This window comes from Nocardia sp. NPDC023733 (assembly GCF_040639775.1).
Classification (GTDB): domain Bacteria; phylum Actinomycetota; class Actinomycetes; order Mycobacteriales; family Mycobacteriaceae; genus Nocardia; species Nocardia rosealba.
Window position 1 is genome coordinate 64,100 of sequence record NZ_JBFAAN010000007.1, and the last position, 23,541, is coordinate 87,640.

At 69.0% G+C, this 23,541-nt stretch carries 23 protein-coding genes; 13 read left to right on the forward strand and 10 right to left on the reverse strand.

The window, feature by feature from the left end; all coding sequences use genetic code 11:
- The first annotated feature begins 72 nt into the window (after positions 1 to 72).
- The 4 genes from AB0F86_RS24200 to AB0F86_RS24215 are packed head-to-tail and all read left to right on the forward strand — an operon-like array spanning position 73 to position 5,128.
- Positions 73 to 3,753: an ATP-binding protein gene (locus AB0F86_RS24200; RefSeq protein WP_356985992.1), complete on the forward strand. Its 3,681-nt coding sequence runs from the start codon at positions 73 to 75 to the stop codon at positions 3,751 to 3,753.
- Entirely contained in the window at positions 3,750 to 4,163 is a 414-nt protein-coding gene (locus tag AB0F86_RS24205) for a roadblock/LC7 domain-containing protein (RefSeq protein WP_011207200.1), read from the forward strand. The genes AB0F86_RS24200 and AB0F86_RS24205 overlap by 4 nt, the downstream gene beginning before the upstream one ends.
- Positions 4,164 to 4,170: 7 nt before the next feature.
- A complete protein-coding gene (locus AB0F86_RS24210; RefSeq protein WP_067492470.1) occupies positions 4,171 to 4,545 on the forward strand; it encodes a DUF742 domain-containing protein in 375 nt (124 codons plus the stop codon).
- Positions 4,526 to 5,128, forward strand: a complete 603-nt coding sequence (locus AB0F86_RS24215; protein ID WP_174550224.1) for an ATP/GTP-binding protein — start codon at positions 4,526 to 4,528, stop codon at positions 5,126 to 5,128. Before AB0F86_RS24210 ends, AB0F86_RS24215 begins: the two co-directional genes overlap by 20 nt.
- 49 nt (positions 5,129 to 5,177) lie before the next feature.
- Here AB0F86_RS24215 and AB0F86_RS24220 read toward each other — a convergent pair whose 3' ends face one another.
- Both AB0F86_RS24220 and AB0F86_RS24225 read right to left on the reverse strand, forming a co-directional pair.
- Positions 5,178 to 5,720: a hypothetical protein gene (locus AB0F86_RS24220; RefSeq protein WP_356985991.1), complete on the reverse strand. Its 543-nt coding sequence runs from the start codon at positions 5,718 to 5,720 to the stop codon at positions 5,178 to 5,180.
- Positions 5,717 to 5,992, reverse strand: a complete 276-nt coding sequence (locus AB0F86_RS24225) for a helix-turn-helix transcriptional regulator (protein ID WP_067640988.1) — start codon at positions 5,990 to 5,992, stop codon at positions 5,717 to 5,719. Before AB0F86_RS24225 ends, AB0F86_RS24220 begins: the two co-directional genes overlap by 4 nt.
- A 77-nt stretch (positions 5,993 to 6,069) precedes the next feature.
- On the opposite strand from AB0F86_RS24225, the gene AB0F86_RS24230 reads away from it, so the two are divergent.
- Both AB0F86_RS24230 and AB0F86_RS24235 read left to right on the forward strand, forming a co-directional pair.
- The gene (locus tag AB0F86_RS24230) at positions 6,070 to 7,572 is read left to right on the forward strand and encodes a carboxyl transferase domain-containing protein (protein ID WP_356985990.1); all 1,503 of its coding nucleotides are present in this window, start codon (positions 6,070 to 6,072) and stop codon (positions 7,570 to 7,572) included.
- A gap of 93 nt (positions 7,573 to 7,665) precedes the next feature.
- Entirely contained in the window at positions 7,666 to 8,520 is an 855-nt protein-coding gene (locus AB0F86_RS24235) for an aldo/keto reductase (protein WP_356985989.1), read from the forward strand.
- Here AB0F86_RS24235 and AB0F86_RS24240 read toward each other — a convergent pair.
- On the reverse strand, positions 8,501 to 9,619 hold the full coding sequence (locus AB0F86_RS24240; protein ID WP_356985988.1) for an NAD(P)-binding domain-containing protein: 1,119 nt from the start codon (positions 9,617 to 9,619) through the stop codon (positions 8,501 to 8,503). The genes AB0F86_RS24235 and AB0F86_RS24240 overlap by 20 nt on opposite strands.
- A 91-nt stretch (positions 9,620 to 9,710) precedes the next feature.
- Here AB0F86_RS24240 and AB0F86_RS24245 point away from each other — a divergent pair, with 91 nt between their 5' ends.
- The 5 genes from AB0F86_RS24245 to AB0F86_RS24265 all read left to right on the forward strand — a co-directional run bounded on the left by AB0F86_RS24245 (position 9,711) and on the right by AB0F86_RS24265 (position 14,454).
- Positions 9,711 to 10,439 carry an enoyl-CoA hydratase gene (locus AB0F86_RS24245; RefSeq protein ID WP_356985987.1) on the forward strand — a complete coding sequence of 243 codons (729 nt, stop codon included), beginning with the start codon at positions 9,711 to 9,713 and terminating at the stop codon, positions 10,437 to 10,439.
- Complete coding sequence (locus tag AB0F86_RS24250; RefSeq protein ID WP_225281790.1) at positions 10,439 to 11,572, forward strand: MBL fold metallo-hydrolase; 1,134 nt, start codon at positions 10,439 to 10,441, stop codon at positions 11,570 to 11,572. The genes AB0F86_RS24245 and AB0F86_RS24250 overlap by 1 nt, the downstream gene beginning before the upstream one ends.
- 60 nt (positions 11,573 to 11,632) lie before the next feature.
- A complete protein-coding gene (locus AB0F86_RS24255) occupies positions 11,633 to 11,881 on the forward strand; it encodes an antitoxin (RefSeq protein ID WP_067492586.1) in 249 nt (82 codons plus the stop codon).
- A gap of 51 nt (positions 11,882 to 11,932) precedes the next feature.
- Complete coding sequence (locus tag AB0F86_RS24260) at positions 11,933 to 14,200, forward strand: ATP-dependent DNA ligase (RefSeq protein ID WP_356985986.1); 2,268 nt, start codon at positions 11,933 to 11,935, stop codon at positions 14,198 to 14,200.
- 74 nt (positions 14,201 to 14,274) lie between these two features.
- Entirely contained in the window at positions 14,275 to 14,454 is a 180-nt protein-coding gene (locus AB0F86_RS24265; protein WP_356985985.1) for an antitoxin, read from the forward strand.
- 79 nt (positions 14,455 to 14,533) lie between these two features.
- Here the strand turns inward: AB0F86_RS24265 and AB0F86_RS24270 are convergent, their stop codons facing one another.
- The 4 genes from AB0F86_RS24270 to AB0F86_RS24285 form a co-directional block, all read right to left on the reverse strand.
- Positions 14,534 to 15,169 carry an ammonium transporter gene (locus AB0F86_RS24270; RefSeq protein WP_356985984.1) on the reverse strand — a complete coding sequence of 212 codons (636 nt, stop codon included), beginning with the start codon at positions 15,167 to 15,169 and terminating at the stop codon, positions 14,534 to 14,536.
- A 211-nt stretch (positions 15,170 to 15,380) separates the two neighbouring features.
- Positions 15,381 to 16,121, reverse strand: a complete 741-nt coding sequence (locus AB0F86_RS24275; protein WP_356985983.1) for an energy-coupling factor transporter transmembrane protein EcfT — start codon at positions 16,119 to 16,121, stop codon at positions 15,381 to 15,383.
- Positions 16,118 to 18,211: an ATP-binding cassette domain-containing protein gene (locus AB0F86_RS24280; protein WP_356985982.1), complete on the reverse strand. Its 2,094-nt coding sequence runs from the start codon at positions 18,209 to 18,211 to the stop codon at positions 16,118 to 16,120. The genes AB0F86_RS24275 and AB0F86_RS24280 overlap by 4 nt, the downstream gene beginning before the upstream one ends.
- Positions 18,212 to 18,312: 101 nt before the next feature.
- Positions 18,313 to 19,092 (reverse strand): metallophosphoesterase, encoded by a 780-nt coding sequence (locus AB0F86_RS24285; RefSeq protein WP_225281796.1) that lies wholly within the window; start codon positions 19,090 to 19,092, stop codon positions 18,313 to 18,315.
- Positions 19,093 to 19,367: 275 nt separating this feature from the next.
- Here AB0F86_RS24285 and AB0F86_RS24290 point away from each other — a divergent pair, with 275 nt between their 5' ends.
- Entirely contained in the window at positions 19,368 to 19,910 is a 543-nt protein-coding gene (locus AB0F86_RS24290; RefSeq protein ID WP_356985981.1) for a DUF4333 domain-containing protein, read from the forward strand.
- Position 19,911: 1 nt separating this feature from the next.
- Here AB0F86_RS24290 and AB0F86_RS24295 read toward each other — a convergent pair whose 3' ends face one another.
- Both AB0F86_RS24295 and AB0F86_RS24300 read right to left on the reverse strand, forming a co-directional pair.
- Entirely contained in the window at positions 19,912 to 20,673 is a 762-nt protein-coding gene (locus AB0F86_RS24295; RefSeq protein ID WP_356986028.1) for an RNA pseudouridine synthase, read from the reverse strand.
- A 64-nt stretch (positions 20,674 to 20,737) separates the two neighbouring features.
- Positions 20,738 to 21,724: an adenylate/guanylate cyclase domain-containing protein gene (locus AB0F86_RS24300; RefSeq protein WP_356985980.1), complete on the reverse strand. Its 987-nt coding sequence runs from the start codon at positions 21,722 to 21,724 to the stop codon at positions 20,738 to 20,740.
- A gap of 193 nt (positions 21,725 to 21,917) precedes the next feature.
- On the opposite strand from AB0F86_RS24300, the gene AB0F86_RS24305 reads away from it, so the two are divergent.
- Positions 21,918 to 22,808, forward strand: a complete 891-nt coding sequence (locus AB0F86_RS24305; protein ID WP_356985979.1) for an NAD(P)-binding domain-containing protein — start codon at positions 21,918 to 21,920, stop codon at positions 22,806 to 22,808.
- Here AB0F86_RS24305 and AB0F86_RS24310 read toward each other — a convergent pair.
- Entirely contained in the window at positions 22,778 to 23,506 is a 729-nt protein-coding gene (locus AB0F86_RS24310; RefSeq protein WP_356985978.1) for a MerR family transcriptional regulator, read from the reverse strand. The genes AB0F86_RS24305 and AB0F86_RS24310 overlap by 31 nt on opposite strands.
- Positions 23,507 to 23,541: the final 35 nt, after the last annotated feature.

Genomic DNA, 23,541 nt, shown 5'->3' on the forward strand with positions numbered 1-23,541 from the left:
CGAGCCACCATTGCGCCTGTGGAGGTTCGTGATGGCGCACGGTACGAGGCCAGTTTGGAAAGTGAGTGGGAGATGCGTGACGCCGCTAGGTCCGGCAGCAAGCGCTGGGCGCTCGGCAACTGGGACCTGCGTTGGAAGGTTACGGCCGTCTTGGCCGTGCCTCTCGCGGTCGCGGTCGGGCTCGGCGTGTCGAGGATTACCTCCGAGTTCACCGAGGCCAACCGGCTTTCGAGCATCAACGAGCAGGTAGACGCGATTCCGTCGGTCACCTCGCTCAGTGCTGTGACCGCGCGGGTGACCGGTAGCCAGACGGTGCCCGCCGGTCCCGGGGTCACCCTGGTGACCGATCAGGACCTCGTCGACCTCGACGCCGCCATCACCGAGGGTGAGGGCGCGCTCGGTCGTCTCGTCGACCTGCCGAAGGCGCATTCCGCGCTCGAGCGGATGGTCGCCCAGGCCAAGAATGTGCGTGCACAGGGCAAGGGGCTCACGGCCTCGCCCGAAACCGCGCTCGCCTCGGTCGAGCAGATGCGCAAGGACAGCGTCGCGATCGTCGAGTCGACGATCGCCCAGGTGAGCAACCCGGTCATGGACACCGCGAAGCTGCGCCTCGTCGACTCGCTCAACACCCGCTCGGTGCTCGTCGACCAGCTCGCCGCGATCTCGGAGATGCTGCGTGGATCGCCCGCCGGTCCGCAGAACTACCTCACCGGCGTGAGTACCGAACGTCACTTGCTCGACGTGCTCGCCAACCGCTTCCCCGACGGCGACCAGGTGCTCGCCGACCTGAAGACCCAGGCCGACATCCGCCAGAACCTGGTGAGCGGGCCCGACGTGCAGGCGGGCAAGTTGCCCATCGGCGAGATGCGTACCTCGCTGGTCACCAGCCTCGTGGCCTACGAGAGCGTCGTCGACGGATCGACCAAGGCCATCGAGACTTCGATGGACGAGCTCACCACCTCGGCCGCCACCGGCGCCTGGACCTATACCGCGGTCGTCATCGCGACCATCCTCGCCGCGCTGCTGCTCGCCGTGTTCGTCGCGCGCTCGATGATCGTGCCGCTGCACCGCCTGCGCCTGGCCGCGCTGCGCGTCGCCGAGTCCGACCTGCCGCACGAGGTCGCCCAGCTCCGCAACGGCGCCGCCCCCGAGGACGTACCGCTCGAGCCGATGCCGGTGCGCTCCGACGAGGAGATCGGTCAGCTGGCCCGCGCCGTCGACGACATCCACGGTCAGGCGCTGCGCCTGGCCAGCGACCAGGCGCAGATGCGTTCGCAGGTCAACGACATGTTCGAGACGCTGGCGCGGCGGTCCAAGTCGCTCGTCGACCATCAGCTCACCCTCATCGAGGCAATGGAGTACGACGAGAAGGACCCGCGCCTGCTCGAGAACCTCTTCCGCCTCGACCACCTCGCCGCGCGCATGCGCCGTAACGGCGACAACCTGCTGATCCTCGCCGGTACCAAGCAGCGGCGTTCCAAGTCGGCCCCGGTCGAGATCGCCGACGTGCTGCGCGCCGCGATCTCCGAGGTCGAGGACTACGAACGCGTCAAGCTCGGTGCCACCCCGCGCGGTTCGCTCGTCGAACCGGCCGCCTCCGACCTGGCGCACCTGTTCGCCGAGTTGCTCGACAACGCGCTGCGCGCCTCTCCGCCGGAGACCGACGTCAAGTTCACCTTCGCGCAGGCGCACGACCAGGGTCTGCTGATCGAGGTCGCCGACCGGGGCATCGGTATGCCGCCCGCGGAGATGACCGACATCAACCGCAGGCTCGAGCAGGCCGCCGAGCCCGGCCCCGACACCGCGCGTCACATGGGCCTGTTCGTGGTCGGCCGCCTGGCCGAGCGGCACGGTCTCACCGTCCGCCTGCGCCCGACGTTCGACACCGCGCGCGATCCGGGCGTCACCGTCACCGTGCACGTGCCGGTCGGCCTGATCGTCTCGGGTGCCGGTGGCGCGGTCGTGCCGCCGAACCAGCTGCAGAAGCAGCAGCAACCGCCGCAGCAGCAGAAGCCGCAGCCCCAGCAGCCACAGCAGCCGAGCACCATGCAGACCCGGGCGATCACCCGTACCCCGGGTGGCAACATGATGGTCACCGTCGACCCGGGCGTGAGCCCGCCGCCGACCGGTCCCGGTGGATTGCCGCAGCGTCAGCCGGGCAATGCCATGGCGCAGACGCAGGACGGCAACGAGCAGTCCACGTCGTTGCGCCCGGCCGCCCCCGGTCAGGGCAATGTGCCGCAGCGCGGCAAGCTGGCCGCGGCCAACCTGCCCAAGCGCAATCTGGCAGCGGGTGGTCCCGGCGCGCCGCAGCGTCCGCAGCCACCCCAGCCCCCGCAGGGCAAGCCGGGCGAGGCCAAGCCCGCGCCGACGGCCGGTGGCCTGCCGCAGCGTCAGCCGGGAGCCAACGGTGCTCCCGCCCGCGAGCAGGGTCAGCCGCCGCGTGACGCGGCACCCACCCGTGAGGGCGGCCTGCCGCAGCGTTCGCCCGGCGCCAACGGCGCGCCGCCGCGTGACCCGTCGACCGGGCTGCCGCAGCGCGACCCGTCGAACCGCGCGCCTCAGCGCGACCAGACCGGTGGTCTCCCGCAGCGTGACCCGGCGAGCGGCCCGCCGTCCGGTGGCCTGCCGCAGCGCGCGCCCTCGGGTGGCCTCCCGCAGCGCGACCCGTCCAACGGTCTGCCGCAGCGTGAGCAGACCGGTGGTCTGCCGCAACGTGATCCGTCCACCGGCCTGCCACAGCGTGCGCAGAACAACCCGCCGACCGGTCTTCCGCAGCGTGGCGGCCCCGTGCCGCAGCGTGATTCCGAGCCGCTGCAGCGCGACCCGGCGACGGGCCTGCCGCAGCGTGGTGGCCCTGCGCCGCAGCGTGATTCCGAACCACTGCAGCGCGATCCGTCGACCGGTCTGCCGCAGCGTGGTGGCCTGCCCCAGCGCGAGCCGACCCCGCGTCTGCCGCACCGCGAGCAGTCCGGCGGCCTGCCGCGCCTGGACAACCCCTCCGGCGGTCTGCCGCAACGCGATCCGGCCAACGGACTGCCGCAACGCAACCCCGCCGGTGGCCTACCGCAGCGCACCCCGTCGGAAACGCCCGCCGCCCACCGGGATACGGCCGACGGTGGCCTCCCGCAGCGCGCGCCCGGTCTCCCGCAGCGCGGTGAAGCCGCGCCGGAGCGCCCACTCGGACCGAATGGGCTGCCCCAGCGTGCTCCCGGCGCTACTGTGGTACCGCAGGCGAACGCCGGGCCGGGAGTGGCTCTGCCGCAACGGGATCGGGATCCTGCGGAGCCGGGGAACGCTGCGTCGGCAGGGCGTGATCCGGGACGGCACAGCTATCGGTCGAATCCGGCCAAGGCAGCGTCGTTCTTCCAGACCAGGTTGCAGCCGGCACCGGAGGGCGATTCCGTGATGGGCGGAACGCCGATCTTCGCGGAGATGATGTCGGCGTGGCTCACGGACGAGAATTCCGACCGGTCCCAGCTGGCCGCCGCCTTCGAATCACCCGGTGACGAAGGTTGGCAGGCCGCGCGACGGGCCGCCGAGGCGCAAGCCGAGGCCCGAACGGCCGCCGGCTTGCCACAACGCAATCCGGGCGGAAGGCTCGTGCCCGGTGGCGTGACCGGTAACGCCGACCGCACACCGAAGCGCGACCCTGAAACCATCAGGTCCAGCTTGAGTCGTCACCAGCAGGGCGTCCGGGATGGCCGCGCAATGAAGGCAATGAACCTAACCGGAGATAAAGGAGACCGATGAACCCCGATCTAGGTGGTACGAACCGTCAGCTGGATTGGCTGGTTTCGAACTTCGCCAACGAGGTTCCTGGCGTAGCCCATGCTGTCCTTGTCTCGGCCGACGGCCTGCTGATGGCCGCCAGTGCCCAGCTACCGGTCGACCGCGCGGAGCAGCTGTCTGCTGTCACCGCCGGTCTGGCCAGCCTGTCCGTCGGTGTGTCGAATCTGTTCGAAGGCGGTACGGTACTGCAGTCCGTCGTCGAGATGGAGCACGGTTACCTGCTGCTGATGGCAGTGGGCGACGGCTCCTATCTCGCGGTCCTGACCAACACCTCGTGTGACATCGGTCAGGTCGGCTACGAGATGGCTCTGTTGGTCGAGCGTGTGGGCCAGACCGTCCAGGCCACGCCACGCGTCACGATGGGTTCCTGATGGTGGGATGGACATAGACGATCACCGCATGGGAAGCGCCGAGCCAAGCCTCGTTCGCCCTTACTCGTTGACTTCCGGCCGTACCAGGCCGGCAGTCGAGTTGGCGTTGGAGGCTCTCGTTGCCTCGCATCCGGTCGCCATGGAGCGGCAGTTCGAACTGAACAACCTCGAAACGTCCATCGTGGAGTTGTGCAGACAATCGCCGTCCGTCGCCGAGATAGCCGCCCAGCTGCGCATCCCCATCGGGGTTGCGCGGGTACTGGTGGCCGACCTCATCGAGGCCGGTCATGTTCGGGTCTCGGCGACTTTGAAAGACGATTCCAGCGACGATGAACGTCGCGAGCTGATCGAAAGGGTTCTCAGTGGACTCCGGCGTATTTGATTCGACGGCGCAGGTCGACACCCGCACGAGCAAGCCGACTTCGGCGAAGATCGTTGTTGCCGGTGGCTTCGGTGTCGGTAAGACCACGTTGGTCGGTGCGGTGTCGGAGATCGTTCCGCTGCGCACCGAGGCGTTGGTGACCAATGCCAGTGCCGGAATCGACAACCTCACCGGCATTCCGCAGAAGTCGACCACCACGGTGGCCATGGACTTCGGCCGGATCAGCCTCGCCGACGACCTGGTCCTGTACCTGTTCGGTACGCCCGGCCAGTACCGGTTCTGGTTCATGTGGGACGACCTCATCCGCGGCGCCATCGGCGCCGTGGTGCTGGTCGACACCCGCAGGCTGGAGGACAGCTTCGCGGCCGTCGACTACTTCGAGGCTCGTGGCCTGCCGTTCCTGGTGGCGCTCAACGAGTTCGACGACGCACCGAAGTACCCGCTCGAGGACATCCGCCAGGCCCTCGCGGTCCCCGCGGATGTCCCGATCATGTCGATCGACGCCCGCCGCCGCGAGCCGGCCAAGCAGGCACTGGTCTCGCTCACCGAGTACGCGCTGCGCAAGGTGATGCAGGGCTACTGATCGGCGGGTGGGGCTGCGTCGATGAAGGCCGCAGCCCCGATGTCACCCGTCAGGGTTCCGGTTCGGGATCGGGACGGGTCCAGCCGATGATCATCGCGGGCGCGCAACCGCCCGCCATGATCGCTGCCAGCAGCATGAGTCCGCCCGCGTAGGCGGTGCGATACGCATCGGCTTCGGGGTCGATCGCGCTTGTCCCGATCAGGAAGAACAGACCGGGCAGGGTCAACGACTGGGTGAGCGCGAGGCCGACCGAGCGGGCTTTGTTGCGCTCGGCGATCTCGAATTCGTCGAGCATCTGTTCCGGGGCGTAGTCCTGTCCGCCGCTGGCGATCCGGAGCATGGTCCAGGTGGGCAGGAACAGCAGCAGCGAGATCGTCGCGATCACTACGGGCACGACCTGTAGGTCGAACGCGCACAGCACGCCCGCGATCGCCACGCCGATCAGCGCGGTCGCGGTACCGATCACCAGTAGCCGCCGACGTTGTCGCGGCCGCCAGCTTTTCAGCATGCCCGCCGTGCGCTGTTCCTGCACGAGCCAGCGCCGCACCCGATAGTCCTGATAGCGGTCGATCAATCCGGTCGCGCTGGTCATGACGTGCCTTTCGTTCGTGGATACACCTCGGCCGAGAGCGGGCCGAATTCCGTGCGGGAGAAGACCGCCTCCACCGGCAGGGCGAACACATCGCAGATGCGCAGTGCCAGGTCGAGGCTGGGGTAGTGGTCGCCGCGCTCGAGCGCGCCGATCGTCTGGACATTGACATTCACCGCGTCGGCGAGCGCCGCCCGGCTCATCCGCTGTTCGGCGCGCAGCACCGCGATGCGGTTGTAGATCGGGAGGGTTTCCCCTCGTCTCACTGGGCTCACGCAACATAGTGTTGTAAAAACCCAACAGACTGTCAAGACTATCCGCGATATCGTGATCGCCCGGCTACGCTCTGCTCGTGCAGATTTCGGCGAATGAGGTGATCGCGCGGCTGCTCGACGTGGATTCGTTCGTGAGCTGGGATCGCCCACCGATCGAGCGCGCCGCCTCACCGCGCTACCGTCAGGAGCTCGTCGACGCGAGTCGCCGGGCGGGCACCGACGAATCGGTGCTCACCGGCGAGGGTCTGCTGCGCGGGCGGCGGGTGGCCGTGATCGCCTGTGAATTCGGGTTTCTCGCCGGGTCGATCGGCGTGGCCGCGGCCGAGCGGATCGTGACGGCGGTGGAGCGGGCGACCGAACTAGGGCTGCCGCTGATCGCCTCGCCGACCTCGGGTGGCACCCGGATGCAGGAGGGCACAGTCGCTTTCGTGCAGATGGTGAAGATCGCCGGTGCCGTCGCCGTGCACAAGGCGGCGGGGCTTCCGTACCTGGTGTACCTGCGCAGTCCGACGATGGGCGGGGTGTTCGCATCGTGGGGATCGCTGGGGCACATCACCTTCGCCCAGCCGGGCGCCCTCATCGGCTTCCTCGGCCCGCGCGTGTACGAAGCTCTGTACGGCAAGCCTTTTCCACCCGATGTGCAGACCGCCGAGAACCTCTACCGCAACGGTGTGATCGACGGGGTGGTGCCGATCGAGGTCTTCCGCCGGATCGCCCATCGCGCGTTGAGTGTGTGCGCGGGCCTGCCGCTGCCGTTGTCCGCCGAGCCGGGTTGGGCTGCGCCCGTGCGTAATCCGGGCACTTCGACGAATCCCTCCGCTACAGCATGGGATTCGGTGCTCAGTACCCGACGCCCCGGCCGCCCGGGCATTCGTGACCTGCTTCGCCATACCAGCCAACGGGTTCCGCTGTCGGGCACCGGCCAGGGCGAAACCGACCGCACCGTCCTGCTCGCCCTCGCCCGGTTCGGCGGGCAGCCGTGCGTGGTGTTCGGGCACGACCGGTCCGGGCGCCTCGAGGAGCAGACGATGAGCCCCGCCGCGCTGCGCGAGGCCCGCCGGGCCATGGCGCTGGCGGGGGAGTTGCGGCTGCCGTTGGTCCTGGTGATCGACACCGTGGGCGCCGCGCTGTCCAAGGAGGCGGAGGAACGTGGTCTGGCGGGCGAAATAGCCCGCTGCCTGGCCGATCTCGTCACCCTCGACGCCCCGACGGTGTCCGTGCTGCTCGGTCAGGGCACCGGCGGTGGCGCCCTTGCCCTGCTCCCCGCAGATCGGGTGCTCGCCGCCCGGCACGGCTGGCTGGCGCCGCTGCCGCCGGAAGGGGCCAGTGCCATCGTCTTCCGCGATACCGAGCATGCTCCGGAACTGGCTGCGGCCCAACGCATTCGCTCCGCGGATCTCCTCGAAGACGGCGTGGTGGACCGGATCGTGGAGGAGTATCCCGATGCCGCCGACGAGCCGGTCGCATTCGCCCGCCGCGTCGTCCTGGCGATCGCCGAGGAACTCGCGGCCCTGCGCAGCCACCCACCCGAGGAACTGCGCGCGCTGCGGCTGGCCCGCTATCGCCGCATCGGCCGGTGAGGAAACCGACCTCTGCCCCGGTTCGCACACCTGGGGAAACACGCGAGGTCGCGTCGTTGACGCCACCGGCAACCACTTCTACCCTTCGGTAGGGTGACCTTCCGCAGCGAAAGCAGTCCTGTTCCCACCATCGTGCTCAACGACGGGAACGTCATACCGCAGCTCGGCTTCGGTGTGTTCCAGGTGCCGGAGGAAGACGTCACCACTGTGGTCGCCGAGGCGTTGAAGGTCGGTTACCGCAGTATCGACACGGCCGCGATCTACGGAAACGAGGAAGGCGTAGGTCGCGCGATCCGTGCCTCGGGGATTCCCCGCGACGAGATCTATGTGACAACCAAGCTGTGGAACTCCGAGCAGGGCTACGACAGCACGCTTCGTGCGTTCGACACCAGCATGCAGCGTCTCGGCCTGGACTATCTCGACCTGTACCTGATCCATTGGCCGGTGCCGAAGGCCGGTCGTTTCGTCGATACGTTCCGGGCTTTCCAGGCGTTGAAGTCGCAGGGCCGGGTGAAATCCATCGGCGTCTCGAACTTCCGGATCCCCGATCTGGAGCAGGTGATCGCCGAGACCGGCGAGATCCCCACCGTGAACCAGATCGAGCTGCACCCCACCCTCGCCCAGCCCGACCTCCGCGCCTTCCAGGCGAACAACGCCATCGCCACCGAGGCGTGGAGCCCGCTCGGGCAGGGCACCCTGCTGGACGATCCAACCATCGTGAGCCTGGCCAAGGAGCTCGATCGCACGCCCGCGCAGGTCATCATCCGGTGGCACCTGCAGCTGGGCAATATCGTCATCCCGAAGTCGGTGACGCCCTCGCGCATCGCCGAGAACTTCGACGTGTTCACCTTCGAACTCGACGCCGACGCGATGGCCGCGATCAACCGTCTCGATCGGGGCACCCGGGTCGGCCCCGATCCGGCCACCTTCAGCGCCGGTCTGGACTGATCCCCAGGTAGTCGCTCAACTCCCGGGCGGCGGCCCGGCCTGCCCGGTTGGCGCCGATCGTGCTGGCCGACGGCCCGTATCCGATCAAGTGCACGCGGGGGTCGACCGCGACCTGGGTGGCCAGCCGTCCGGTCATCGTGATGCCGCCGCCGGGTCCGCGCAGCCGCAGCGGGGCCAGATGGTCGAGGGAACTGCGGAAACCGGTCGCCCACAGAATCACGTCGGCGGGCTGGAAAGTGCCGTCGGACCAGCGCACGCCGGTCGGCTCGATCCGTTCGAACATGGGCAGCCGGTCGAGTACGCCTCGGTCGCGGGCGGCGCGCAGCCGGTCGTCGAGCGGCAGGCCGGTCAGTGACACCACCGAGCCCGGCGGCAGACCGCGGCGCACCCGGTCCTCCACCGCGGCCACCGCCGCGCGTCCGTCCGCTTCGGTGAACGGTGTCTCGCGCCAGCGCGGCTCGGTCCTGGTCACCCAGGTCGTCGAAGTGACCTGGGAGATCTCGTCGAGCAACTGCACCGCCGAGATACCGCCGCCGACGACGATCACGTGTTTGCCCGCGAATTCATCGGCGCTGCGGTAGTCGCGCGTGTGCAGCTGACGTCCGGCGAAGCCGTCGGCGCCCGGATAGCGCGGGATGAACGGGTGTTCCCACGTGCCGGTGCCGTTGATCAGCCCGCGCGTGCGCAGTGTTCCGGCACTGTCGGTCTCGACCTGCAGCACTTCACCGCGTCCGGCGCAGCTCTGTCCGTCGGCGGTCCGGTCGCAGACCACCCGCACCGAAACCTGACGGCGAACCCGCAGGTCGAACCGCTTCTCGTAGAGCTCGTAGTAGTGCGGGACGGCGGTCGCGGCCGGAGCCGACGAAGACCCGGGCGGCAGGGTCTCGGCGAACGACATGCCGGGCAGGTCGTGCACGCGGTTCACCGTGGTCAGGGTGAGCGAGGGCCAGCGGAACTGCCAGGCACCGCCCGGTCCCGGCGCGTGGTCGACGATGACGAAGTCGCTTTCGGGCACCAACCCCAGCCGGCGCAGGTGATAGCCCGCCGACAGCCCGGCCTGGCCCGCGCCGATCACCACGATGTCGAAGTCGGTTCCCACAGCCGCCGATGGTATGCCTTACCGGGCGCCGACCGCTGACTGTGGCAGAGTGAAGACAACCACGTGATCCGGTACTTCTGTGGAGGAATTCATGCTCGGCGTGACCCGCGATGGCGACGTGATCACCATCGAACTGCAGCGCGAACAGCGGCGCAACGCGCTCAACGAGGAGCTGGTCGCCCAGCTGCGCACCGCCATGCTCGCGGCCGTCGACCAGGGGGCGCGCGTCATCGTGCTCACCGGCCGTGGCCCGATCTTCAGCGCGGGCGCCGACCTGTCCGGCGTGTATTCCGAGACCTTCCTGACCGGTCTGCTCGACATGCTGCACACCATCGAAAGCCTTCCGGTGCCGGTCATCTCGGCGATCAACGGTGGCGCGATCGGCGCCGGTGTGCAGCTGGCGCTCGCCTCGGACCTGCGGGTGATCGAGCCCGACGCCTACATCGCGGTGCCCGCCGCCAAGCTCGGCATCTCGGTGGACCGCTGGACCGTCGCCCGGCTGGCCGCCCTGATCGGCGGCGGCCCGGCCCGCACCATCCTGCTCGGCGCCGAAACCGTCAGTGCCACAGACGCTTACGCGTTCGGCTTCGCCAACAAGATCGGCACCGTCGCCGATGCCAAGGCCTGGGCCAAGTCGATCGCCCAACTCGCGCCGCTGTCACTGCGGGCCATGAAGCTCATGCTCAACGACGACGGCACCCGCGTTCCGGCCAGCGAGCAGCTGGAGACGGCGCTGTCGGCGGCTTGGACCAGCGACGACGCGCAGGAAGGCCGGCTGGCCCGGCAGGAGAAGCGCCCCGCGAAATTCCAGGGGCGCTGATGAATCCGGCACGGGTCGCGGGTTCGGTGGCGAGTGCGCTCGGGCTGGCCTGGGTGGCGCGTGCCGTGTGGGGCCTGCCGAGGGCGCTAGGCGCCGGGCCGTCGGAGATCGCCCCGACGGCGCTGGGCAAGTCGTCGTATCGGGACGGCCGTTTCCACAACACCGAGGCCAGCGCGATGATCGCGGCCGGTTCGGCGGCGTCGCTGGTGTGGTCGGGGCTCACCCAGGGGCGGGTGGGGCGGCCGCGGCGGCCGGTCCCGCTGGTGACGCCCGCCGTACCCGAGCAGGCCGACGAACTGGCTGTCACCTGGTACGGGCACGCGAGCGCGCTGATCGACCTCGACGGGTACCGCGTGCTGACCGACCCGGTGTGGAGCGAGCGGGTCTCGCCGTCGCCGGTGATCGGTCCGGCCCGGTTGCATCCGGTACCGGGCGCGCTGTCCACGCTGCCGCGGGTCGACGCCGTCGTCATCTCCCACGACCACTACGACCACCTCGACAAGGCCACCGTCGACGAGTTGGTCCGCGCCCAGCGCGCGCCGTTCGTGGTCCCGATGGGCATCGGCGCGCACCTGCGGCTGTGGGGCGTTCCGGACGACCGCATCATCGAATTGGATTGGGGTGGTTCGGTTTCCCTCGGCCACAAGTCGGGCGACCGTGGTCTGACCATCACCTGCGCCGAGGCCCGCCACTTCTCCGGTCGCGGCCTCACTCGCAACACCACCCTGTGGGCGTCGTGGGCACTGGCCGGGCCGACCAAGCGGGTGTATTTCGGCGGCGACACCGGGTACACCAAAGCGTTCGCGCAGGCCGGTGCGGTGCTCGGACCGTTCGATCTCACGCTGCTCCCGATCGGCGCCTACGACGAGCGCTGGACCGATGTGCACATGACACCCGAGGAAGCGGTGCGCGCGCACGCGGCCCTGTGCCTCGGCGACCCCGGCTACGGGCTGCTCGTCCCGATTCACTGGGCCACCTTCAACCTGGCCTTCCACGGCTGGGCCGAACCGGTGCGCAGGCTGGTATCGGCGGCGGCTGCGGCCGGAACCGCGATCGCGGTGCCCAAGCCGGGTGAGCGGGTGGTTCCGAATGACCTCCCACCACGGGTTTCGTGGTGGGAAGATGTGGAGTGAACCTTTCGGCTTAGTGCAGCGATGGGCGATCGCGCGAAACTGGGAAAGGAACATCGGCAGATGAGTCTCGTGGACACCTTGAAGGGCTTGCTCGGTAAGGGCAAGGAGGCCGCCGCGCAGAACGCGGACAAGATCAACGATGCCGTCGACAAGGCAGGCACCTTCATCGACGACAAGACCAAGGGCAAGTACAGCGACAAGATCGAGAAGGGCAAGGAAGCCGCCAAGAAGGCCGTGCCCCCGCAGCAGCCGGGCTCGGGACCTGCCACCGGCGGCACCACCCCGACCGATCCGGGGCCGAAGGCCTGATCCGGTGCGCGGGGGCCGCGACGACGCGGCCCCCGCCGCCGGGCCACGTCGATGGTCCGCCGCGAGTTCCGTGGTGCGCCGGGTGAACCGGATGTCGAGGTCGAGCTCAGCAACCTCGACAAGGTGTTGTACCCCGCCACCGGAACGACCAAAGGTGAAGTGATCGCCTACTATTCGGCGATCACCGAGGCCATCGCGCCGCATATCGCCGGTCGTGCGGTAACCAGGAAGCGGTGGCCCAACGGGGTGGATCACCCCGATTTCTTCGAGAAGAACCTGCCCGAGCACGCGCCCGCGTGGTTGCACCGCGCCGCGCTCGAGCATTCCAGCCGCCGGGTGGTGTACCCGCTCATCGATTCCGAGGCGGCGATGGCCTGGCTCGGGCAGCAGGCGGCGCTGGAAATCCATGTGCCGCAATGGCGTTTCGAGGCGGGCGAGCGCGGCCCGGCCACCCGCATCGTGTTCGACCTCGATCCCGGGCCCGGTGCGGGTCTGGTCGAATGCGCCACGGTGGCGCTGGCCGTGCGGGACATGGTCGGCGAGATCAGCATGCGCGCCTTCCCGGTGACCAGCGGCAGCAAAGGAATTCACCTCTACGTGCCGCTGGACCGGCCGGTGAGTTCGCGTGGCGCGTCGACTGTCGCCAAGCAGGTGGCGACGAATCTGGAGAAGCTACACCCCGACCTCGTCACCGCGACGATGGCGAAGTCGGCGCGGGGTGGCAAGGTGTTCCTCGACTGGAGCCAGAACAACGCCGCCAAGACCACCATCGCGCCCTATTCACTGCGCGGGCGCACCGAGCCCAATGCCGCCGCCCCGCGCGACTGGGCCGAGATCGAGGACGCGAAGTCGTTGCGACAGTTGCGTTTCGACGAAGTGCTCGCCCGCTGGAAAGCCGACGGCGACCTGCTGGCCGACCTCGACCCACCACTGCCCGCCCGTCCCGACTCGCTCACCAAGTACCGCAGCATGCGCGACCCGGGGCGCACGCCGGAACCGGTCCCAGCCACCGCCCCCGAGCGTGGTTCCGACGACCGGTTCGTGATCCAGGAACACCACGCCCGCCGCCTGCACTGGGATGTGCGCCTCGAACGCGACGGCGTCCTCGCCTCCTGGGCCGTCCCGAAGGGTCCACCGACCGAGCCGAAACACAATCGCCTGGCCGTGCGCACCGAGGACCATCCGCTCGAATACCTCGACTTCCACGGCACCATCCCCAAGGGCGAGTACGGCGCCGGGGAGATGACGATCTGGGATTCGGGCACCTACCGCACCGAGAAGTGGCGCGACGACGAGGTGATCGTCGAGTTCGACGGCAAGAAGGTGCGCGGTCGCTACGCCTTCATCCAGACCAAGGGCGACCAGTGGCTGATGCACTACATGCGCGACCAGGGAACACGAGAAGCGCTGCCCGACAGCGGTTCCCGCTCGTTCCCGCACGGTTTGTCGCCGATGCTCGCGACCGCCGGTGACGTGGCGTCGTTGCAGCCTCCGGAGTGGGAGTTCGAGACCAAGTGGGACGGGTTCCGGGTGATCGTCGAGATCGACGACGGAACTGTCACCGTGCGCAGCCGCCGGGGCAACACCGTCACGGCCCGGTATCCGCGCCTGGCCGCGCTGGCCGCCGAACTGGCCGGGCACCGCGTGGTGCTCGACGGGGAGGCGGTCGTATTCGACGACAACGGGATCTCGGATATCTCTGCGCTACAGGCGGATTCGGCGCGCGCGATCTTTGTCGCCTTCGATGTCCTCTATCTCGACGGCACCTCGCTGCTACGCAAGAAATACGGCGACCGCCGAGTGGTACTCGAAGCATTGGGACAACTGGCGCCCTCGATGCGGGTGTCCGAACGACTCGGCGGTTCCGGGGCCGAGGCGATGGAGCAGAGCCGTGAACAGGGGCAGGAGGGCGTGGTCGCCAAGCGCGTCGACTCGGTGTATCAACCGGGCAAACGCAGCCAGACCTGGATCAAACAGCGGAACTGGCGATCCAGGGAGGTGGTGATCGGTGGGTGGCGGTCGAGCGCGGCCCGCCCGTTCAAGTCCCTGCTCGTCGGCATTCCGCACGACGACGACTTCGTCTACGTCGGCCGCGTCGGCACCGGGTTCGACTCCGAACAGCAGCGCCGCATCGCCGAGCAGCTCCAACGCCTGCGCCGCAAGACCTCACCGTTCACCAACGAGATGACAGCGGAGGAGATCAAGGACGCCGAGTGGGTCACGCCGAGCGTCACCGGAATCGTGCGGTTCCAGGCGTGGACCGATACCGGACGCCTGTGGCATCCGATCTGGGACGGTGTGACAAGTTCGCCACGATGATGCTCGCGCGCGAAAGCTGGGCTGTTGCTAGGGTGATCGCGTTGTACCCGGTTCGAATCAGCGAGGAGTACGCGGTGGATTTCAAGAACCTGGCGGACAAGGCGATGGGCCTTGCCTCCCAGCACGCCGACAAGGTCGACAACGTCATCGAGAAGGCCGGTGACGTGGTGGACAACAAGACCGGCGGCAAGTTCGCCGGTCAGGTGGATTCGGCTCAGGAAGCGGCGAAGAACGCGCTGCGCGACAAGGCCTGAGGCCGACGGCGGGCCGGCCGCCACCGGCCCGCCGGACCAACGCGCTGAGAGTTTGCTACCAGCGCGTTGTCTTCGGGGACTACCCCGTCTGCGCCCAGCGGGTGGTGCCCGGGGGAGCGGTCAAGGTGTTGATCAGGTCGATGCCCGCGACGATCAGGGTCGGCCCACCGGCGACGATGGTGCCGATGATCGCACCGACGGACGCACCGGTGATGAGGCCGGGCAGTGCGCCGACGCCGCCTGCGGCCGCGCCGACGACGAGTCCGATCACCGCGCCGATGGCCATGCCGACGAAGCTGCCGATGGCGGTGGCCAGGCCGAAGGTGGAGGCGAAATTAGCCTGTGCCGCATAGTTTTCCGAGGGCGAGGCGACCGGGGTGAGGTTGGGGCGCGCGGTGGCCACGTCCTTCACAGCGGTCAGTTCGAGCTTGCGGCCCTCGTCGCTGACCGCGTGCGGCAGCGGGTACTCGAGGGCCCCGTCGCGCACCGAAAGCGGCAGCGACAGCAGGGTGGCGCCCGCTTCGTCGCGGACCTGGACGGCGCCGTCGGTGAGGGCGAAGGTGCCGTGCGTGAGGGTGGTGACAACAGTGTTGCCGATGAGTTCGGTGCGGTACTCGACGCTCGGCGGCACCGGTTCGGCGTTCGCCACGCCGGTGCCGACGAGTGCTGCCGCGAGCACCGGAATGGCGACCGCGGCGATCTTACGGATGATCATGTGAACATTCCCATCTGGTTTTCATCAGGAGACGTGCCCAAACGAAGGCGCCGCGTTCGTTGCTTCCCCCGAGAAGCGAGCGTCGGCACGTGAAAGCGGTCCAGCTCGGTTGTCGGTTGAACGCTAGTCGTCTCGCTGGTGTCTCACAGGGGAATTCAGATTTTAAACATGAAATTCCTCATAGATATACGCTATGGCGAGCCATGCTCTTTCACAGTGCGGCGTTGAGCCCGAGCGCACCCGCGCAGACCGCGAAGACGATCACAAGGGCAACGGCATCGCGCCTGGTCGGGGCGCTGGGATGGGCCGTGAGCATGCCCGTGCCGCCGCGGGCGGTGATGGCCTCGGCCAGCTCGCCCGCCCGCCGTGACGACACCGCCATGCACGCGGTGAGAATGTCGATGAGCGGGTTCGCGTCGGAGGCGCGGTGCAGCAGGCTCTCCTTCGGGCGCAGCTTGCGGGCCGCGCGCAGCACCCGGATCTCGTCGAGCAGCAGCGGCAGCCCGCGCAGGGTGAGCGCGACGACCACCGCCCACTCGTCGACCGGCAGCCGCAGCTTGCGCAGCGGCGCACCGAGCTTGGCCAGCGCCGGGGCCACCTCGCCCATCGGGGTGGTGAACGCGATCAGCAGCGAGGCCGCGACCAGCACCAGGCCGAACACGACTACCTGTGCGTAGACCAGCACGCCGCGCGTTCCGTTGGGGATGTTGACCAGCGCGCCGAAAACGATCAGTCCCCAGAACCACAGCGGCAGGCGCGGCAGCGCGCCGAGCGGAATCCTGGCCAGCACGGCGATCGCGATCAGGAACGCGATGATCACGCCGAGCACCGGCCACGCGGGCCAGAACATGAGCAGCAGGCTGATGGTGAACGCCGCGATCATCTTGGTGCCCGCCCACAGGCGGTGCACCACGCTGTCCACGGGTACCTCGCGCAACAAAACGGTGCTCATCGGGCCACTCCGTTCCCCGGTTCGTTGCGTGAATTGTCCAGTCGCCACAGCGGTTCGGTGTGCGCGGCGACGGCGCCGACGGTCTGTCGCGCGGTTTCGACGATCACCCCGGAATCCAGGTGGACGGTGCGATCGCAGACCACCGACACATCGGCCACATCGTGTGAGATGACGATCAAGGTGAGCCCCGAATCGCGCAGGCGGGCAAGCAGTTCCACCACTTCGGCGCGGCCTTGTGGATCGAGTCCGGCCAGCGGTTCGTCCAGGACGACGACCTGGGGATGGCTGGCGACCATCGCCGCGAGCACCACCCGTTTGGCCTGACCGCCGCTGAGTTCGTCGACCGAGCGGGCCGCGAAGGCCCGGTCGAGGCCGACCGCGTCGAGCGCGCGGCCCACCGCGCCGGAACCGGTGGCCTTGCCGCCCCAGTCGGCGATCTCCTCGCCGACCGTCTGCTTCTGCAGTTGCAGGCGGGAATGCTGGAACGCCAGGGTGACGCGTCCGATCTGCTTGTCGACCGGGGTGCCGCGCAGTTCGCAGCTGCCCTCGCTCGGGGCGATCAGGCCGGCGATGATCCAGGCCAGCGTCGACTTGCCCGACCCGTTGCCGCCGACCACGAGCAGTGCCTCGCCGCGGCGCACCGACAGGTCGACACCGTGCAGGGCCGGCGCCTCCCACGGTGTGCCCCGGTTGTAGGTGTGGCGCACGCCGGTGAGTTCGAGGATGGGTTCACCCATCGGTGCCCGGCGCCGGTCGCGGGCCGGTTGCGGCCAGGTCGCCAGCCGGTCGACCATGCGCCCCTGCGCCAGGTGGATCACCCGGCCCGCAGCGCTCGCGTCGGCTTCGTGGTGGGTCACCAGCACCACGGCGGTGCCGTGCCGCTCGGGCAGCCGGGCCAGCAGGGCCACCAGGTCGCGGCGGCCGTCCGGATCGATCATCGAGGTGGCTTCGTCGGCGATGAGCAGGGCCGGGCGCCGGGCCAGGGCCGCGGCGACGGCGAGGCGCTGCTGCTGGCCACCGGAGAGGGTGGCGGTTTCGCGGCGGCCCATGCCGTCGAGGCCGACCTCGGCGAGCAGCGCGTCCACGTCGACCTGGGCGGCGAGTTCGGGCGGCAGGCCCCACACCACGTCGTCGGCGACGGAGACGCCGAGGGTCTGGCTCTCGGGACGTTGCAGCACCAGCGCGGTGCCGCCGAGTTTGCCGAGGCCCGCCGAGCCCGGCCGGTCGACGGCGCCGGAGGTCGGTGGTCTGCCCGCGAGCACCCGGGTGAGCGTGGATTTGCCCGACCCGTTGTGCCCGACCACGGCGACGAACTCGCCGGGCCGGATGGTGAGGTCGATATCTGCGAGCGCGTCGGTGGTGGCTCCCGGATACCGGAAACCGACGCCGTGCAGGGAGACGGGCAACGGCGCGATCTGCCGGTCGTCCTCGGGTGCGTCGAGGCGGTCGCTGCCCGGCAGCCACCGCAGCCGGTCGAGCACCGAGCCGAGGACGAACCAGGAGACGACGGTGCTCACGAACACGCCGAGCGCGACCGAGCCGCCGATGTAGAGCCACCACCAGCGCAGCACGGCATCGGTGGCCTCGGTCGCCATCCGGCCGAGCGGTTCGAGCTGCGCCTGTCGTTCGGCGAGGTTGTTGATGCCCTCGGCGGTGCTGCGGATGGCATCGAAGAACAACTGCCTGGTGCGGGCGAACAGCAGCAGGCTCGCCACCGAGAACAACCCCCAGCCGAGGCCGGCGACCAGCCCGAGCGCCAGCACCGCGGCGAATCCGCCACCTCGCCGTTTGACGATGCCGACGATCCCGGCGATGGTCGCGGCACCGAGCACCCCGAGCGCGGGCATGATCCCCGCCGCCACGAACGTCACCAGCCCGGCGGCGACGGTCGCGGTGACCAGCGCCCGCAGCCGGTAGCGGTGGGCAAGCAGCCCGAGCGGAACGGCCGCGACCAGCTGCAACGCGGCCGCCATCGGCACCAACGACCCCACGGTGATGAGGCCGACGGTGAGCCCCGCCATCACCGCCCCGGTGGCCAGCTCGATGGGACGCAGTGGTCCGCGAGGAAGATCCGCGGGCTTGTGATTCACGTGTCCAGTCTGCCAGGGGGTTGCCCCACCCGGATATGCGCGCCGTGTGGATTATGTGAGGATTCCGTGGCCCCACCTGGTGGTGGGCACGGCGCGCAGGCTCAGATCCGGGGTTCGGCCAGCCAGCCGCCCATCGCCACCGTGCGGAAATGCGTTGTCAGAGCATGGTTTTCGTCGATGACGTGCAACGCGATGGCCGGGTCGGGTGCGTAGTCCATCACGCGATGCGGCGGGGTGATCTCCCATTCGCCGCCGAGGACCGAGGCGGTGCTCGGGCAGGTGATCATCGGCTTGCCCGCGAAGGTGGTGGCGATGGGGGAGTGGGCGTGGCCGGTGAGCACACCGATGATGCGCTGGTCGCCCGCGACGATCGCGGCCAGACGACCGGGATCGGCCAGCGCGATCACATCGACGATCGGGCTGAACAGGTGGTTCGGCGGGTGGTGCAGGGCGATGAGGATCGGGCCGTCGGCAGGCGCCTCGGCCAGGGCGGCCCGCAGCCACGTGTACGTGTCCTCGGACAGCTCACCGCTCGGCTCGCCGGGGATGCTGGAATCGAGCATGAGGATCGTCAGCGGGCCGACGCGGTTGGCGCTGTTGATGGGTGCCGTGGAGGCGGGCTCGCCGAGCAGACCGGTGCGGAAGTTCGCGCGGTCGTCGTGGTTGCCGGGGAGCAGGTAGACCGGGATGTCGGCGGTCAGGGCCAGGCGGGCCTCGGCGTACTGCTCGGGTCTGCCGGAATCGGTGATGTCGCCGGTGACGAGGATGACGTCGGGCCTGCGCGGCAGGTCCGCCAGATAACCCATCACCGCCTCGACCCGTTCGGTATTGCGTGCGCTGAGGTCGAAATGGGTGTCGCTGAGCTGAGCCGCCAGGATCATCGGCAGTCGCTTTCTTCTCTGGGATCGCTCCGTTGCGTCAGAGTGCGCCGGGATGACTCATCGGCACCCTTCAAGGCTAGATGACCTGCGCTTATTCGTCTGCATGAGCCGCACCACGGACCGAAACCCATCGCCTGGTCTGTGTGCGTTTTCACCGTGCGGAAGCGCACGTTCTCCTGCGCGAATCAGCCTGTTGTAGTAAGTGTATTCCGCTGAGTGGGATCGGATGTTTACTCGTCCGGCCGACCGGTTCGCCGCTGTGTAGCGTCACCGGCGTGTCGATCTCTCGTACAGCGCGTCGCCCCGTGTTCCGGGTCGTGTTGAGCGCCTTGGTTTCCCCGCTCGCGCTGGCCGGATGTAGTGGTTTCATCTCGATCGGCGGTCCCGATTACGAGGCGCTGGAGAAGGAGATCGCCACCGAGCTCGACAAGGCGTATGCGCCGATCTCACGGAAGGTCGAATCCGTGAAGTGCCCGCGCCTGGCCGACGAGCCGGCCACAGGCGACACCTTCATCTGTGTGGCCAAGGTCGAGGACAAGGACGTGCGCGTGGATGTGCGGGTCGAGGACGACGAAGGCGCGGTGAAGTTCACCACCCGCGACATCGCGTTCGACCTCGCGACCACGGCCGCGGGCATCAGCACCGACGCGTCGAACCAGCTCGGTTTCGCGGTGACCGTCGACTGTGGTCAGGGGCTGAAGATCGCCGAGGTCGGCAGCACCTTCACCTGCACGGCGGTCGAGGCCGAGGGTGATTCGGCGACCATCGTCGTCACCGCGCGCAACGACGGCAGCAGCAGTTGGGAAATCGTCGGGTAGGTCAGCAGGCCGAGCGGCGGTCGGCTTCGGCGAGTAGGTGAGCTGCCTCGTCGGGGTCGGCGGTGAACGGTGCCCAGAAGTCGGGGCCCGGGGTGGCGCGCAGGTCGAGGACCGGTGGGGTGAGCCAGTCGGCGTCCAGGCGCAGCCGCCAGGAGTGCAGGTGGGTGCGGGGGAGGGCGGCGGTGCGGTCGAACAGGGGGTCGCCGAGGATCGGGTGGCCGGTCCAGGCGAGCTGTACGCGGATCTGATGTCGTCGCCCGGTCACCGGTTGCAGGGCGAGCAGGGCGCGATCGTCTTTGCGCGCGATGGTGGTGAACCTGGTGAGCGAGGGGTAGTTCTTAGCGGGCAGCAGGTCGGCGTCGTCGACGAACCAGCGCTCGCCCTCGCGGCGGATCGCCTCGCGCGGCGCCGCGATCCGCACCCGGTTCTTGCGTCCCACGCTCAACGGCAGGTCGAGTTCGCCCTGGTCGGGCAGGTCGTCCCCGGACACGACCGCCAGATAGGCCTTGCGCGCGGACTGCTTGTTGAACTGGCGGGTGAGCTGTCCGTGCGCCGCCAGATCGGTCGCCAGCAGAACCAGCCCGGAGGTCACCTTGTCGATCCGGTGCACCGGGTACACCTGCGTCCCCGCCGCCTGCGCGATCTCGACCAGATCGGTGTCGTGCCGCTCCCCGGTCACCGAAATGCCCGACGGCTTGTTCAGTGCCACCACCGCGTCATCGGCGAACACCGTGTACGCCTCGCGCACACTCAGCCAATCCATCTCCACCACAACACCCTAGAGAACGGTGTCCCGTACCCCTTCGACACGGTGCTCCGAGCCGAACTCACGCGCGGCGGAGGCGGTGGGGGCGCAGGCGGTTGAAGCCGCGGACGCGGACGCTGCGCAGGTGGCGGATGGCGAATTCGGGGTGGTCGGCGAGGGCTTCGGCAGCCGCGTCGTCGATGAGGATGTTGGCGGGGCGGGCGACGCCGGTGAGGCGGGCGGCGATATTGACCACCGAGCCGTACAGGTCGCCGAAGCGTTGCAGCACCTCACCGTAGGCGAAGGCGACGCGCAGTTCAGGGGTGCCGCCGACGAGCATGGTCGACTCCTGGACGGCCAGGGCGATCCGGGCCGCGTCGACCGCGTTCTCGGCGGCGAACATCACCTCGTCGCCCACGTTCTTGATCACCCAGCCGCCGTTGTCGGTGATCGCGGCGGTGGTGGTCGACTCGAAAGCCTCCAGCAGCGTGGACAATTCGTCGGGATGCAGGTGCCGGGTGAGCCGGGTGAACCCGACCATGTCGGCGAATCCGACGGCCAGGGTGCGGGTGGATCCGTCCCCGGCGTCGTCGATGGAACGGGCGATGGCGGCCACCAGATGCCTGCGCCACACATACGCCTGCAACTGCTCGACCTCGGCGAGGGTGTCCTCGGCGGCCGCCTTGATCCGCTCGGTCATGGGCAGTGCGGGATCGGCCGCCTCCGCGCGGACCTTGACCTCGGCGAGCACCAGGTCGGCCTGCCATTCGGCCAGCCGCGCCAGGCCCTGACCGATGGTGCGCGCCGCCGCCGCCTGCTGCCGGAGATTCGACGCCGCAACCACTTTCATGCCGCGGAAGGTGCTGACCGAGTCGATGTCGATCTGGGCGTAGTCGACTGCTTCCTCGGAATTTGCGGGGAAACCGAGCGCTGTCCACAGCCGCCGGGATTCGCTCTCCGGTACGCCGGAGAGCTCGGCCACCTGGGTCCGGTTGAACCGTCGTGGACCGCCCAGTAGCGCCTCCTCGACGATGCGCTGTACCAATTCGGTCATCTCGGGCTCCGACATACCTGAAACTTTACGGCCACCGGCTGTACACCCGGGGATCCTCGCCTGCCGCCTTGGCAGGGTTCACAACAATGACGCCCCGCACAATTGTTCACCCGCCGGTGTCCTGACCTGGACGATTACCTGCGGGTGAGCTAGGGACGGGAAAAGTGCGTACTTCTGCGCCGCCGGGATCGCGCCCACACTCGGACCCATGAACAACGTGACCGTGCTCGGCACCGGCGCGATGGGCACCGCGATCGCCCAGGCCTTTCTCGCCGCCGGCTACCGCACCCATGTCTGGAACCGCAGCCCCGAGCGCACCACGGCCCTGGTGGCGGCGGGTGCGATCGCACATCCCGCCGTCGCCGATGCCGTCGCTGCGAGCCGGGTGATCGTGACGACCATGACGACCTTCGCCGCCACCCGCGACAGCCTGGACGGCACCGCTGAACTCGCCGGCCGCGATCTCATCACGCTGAACAGCGGAACACCGGCACAGGCAAGGCAATTCGCGCGCTTCGCACATTGCGTGGGCGCGCGTTACCTCGGTGGTGCGATCAAGAACGTGCCGTCGGCCGTCGGAAACTTCGACACCCTGCTGTATTTCGGTGGCGACCGCGCCGTCTTCGATGCCCATGTCGAGACCTTGCGCGTGCTCGGCGGTGACATCGAATTCCTCGGCCCCGATCCCGACCTGGCCGCCCTCTACGAATCCGCCGTCGGTGCAACCCTTCTGCCCGCGTTGCTCGGCTTCTTCGAGGGCGCCGCCATCCTGGCCGCCCGAGGTATCCGCGCTGAGACGATGGTGCCGTACTCGGCGAAATGGTTGCGGATGATCGAGTCCCTGCTGCCGATCCTGGCCACCGAGATCGACACCCAGGACTACACGCGCCTCGGCGCGACCATCGACCTGTTCCACACGGCGGTCACCGACGACACCCAACTGGCGGCCGAAACCGGCATCGACATGAGCTGGCACGAACCCATCCACCACCTGCTGCGCTGCGCGGTCGCCGAGGGACGCGGCGACCAGAGCGTCACCGCCCTGTTCGAACTGATCGCGGCAGGCACTCAGCAGAGCGCGCGAGCCCGCGGGGCGTGATCGCGCAGGACCTCCGCCAAGGCCGCCGCTGCCTCGAGCAGCGCCCGGGATCGACGGGCGAGTGCCGCCTCTCGGGTGGCGAGTGCGTCGCGTAGTTCGCCCGGCCCGCTGCGCCGGAACTGGGTGAGCACCGTGCGCAGGGTGGTTATGCCGTAACCCGCGCGCCGCAACTGGTGCACGATTCTGGCGTCGCGCACCTGTTCGGGCGTGTACCGGCGCGCCCTCCTCGCTCGCGAGGGGACGACCAATCCCATTGCGTCCCAATGCCGCAACGTGGAAGTGCGGACGCCGAGCGCGTCGGCGAGTTCGGCGATCCCGAGTGCGTCGGAGTCGCGCACGTCCGCGATGGGCTCGGCTCCGATACCGGCCGCCGCCCGCACCGCGAGCGCCAGCTCACCGCGTTCGGTGTGCAGGGCGGCGTGAACCGCGTCGAGCCCGGCCAGTGCCCGCTCGGTTTCCCCGGCGACGGCATCGCGCATGATCGCCTTCGCCGCCACCGGGCCGGTCCCTTCCGCCAGCGCGCGATACGCCCGCGCGGCGGCGACATGCACATCTCGATAGTTCCGGTGGCCACCCGGCGACCGTTGCGCGGCGGGCAGCACACCGTCGTTTTCGAGGTCGCGCACCTGCTGCACCGAGTAACCGGCCGCCCGCGCCACATCGACCGTGCGCATCCGGCCCGAATGGAGCTTTGTCAACGGTTCTCCTGGCGATATCGCGTGCAAGTCCACAC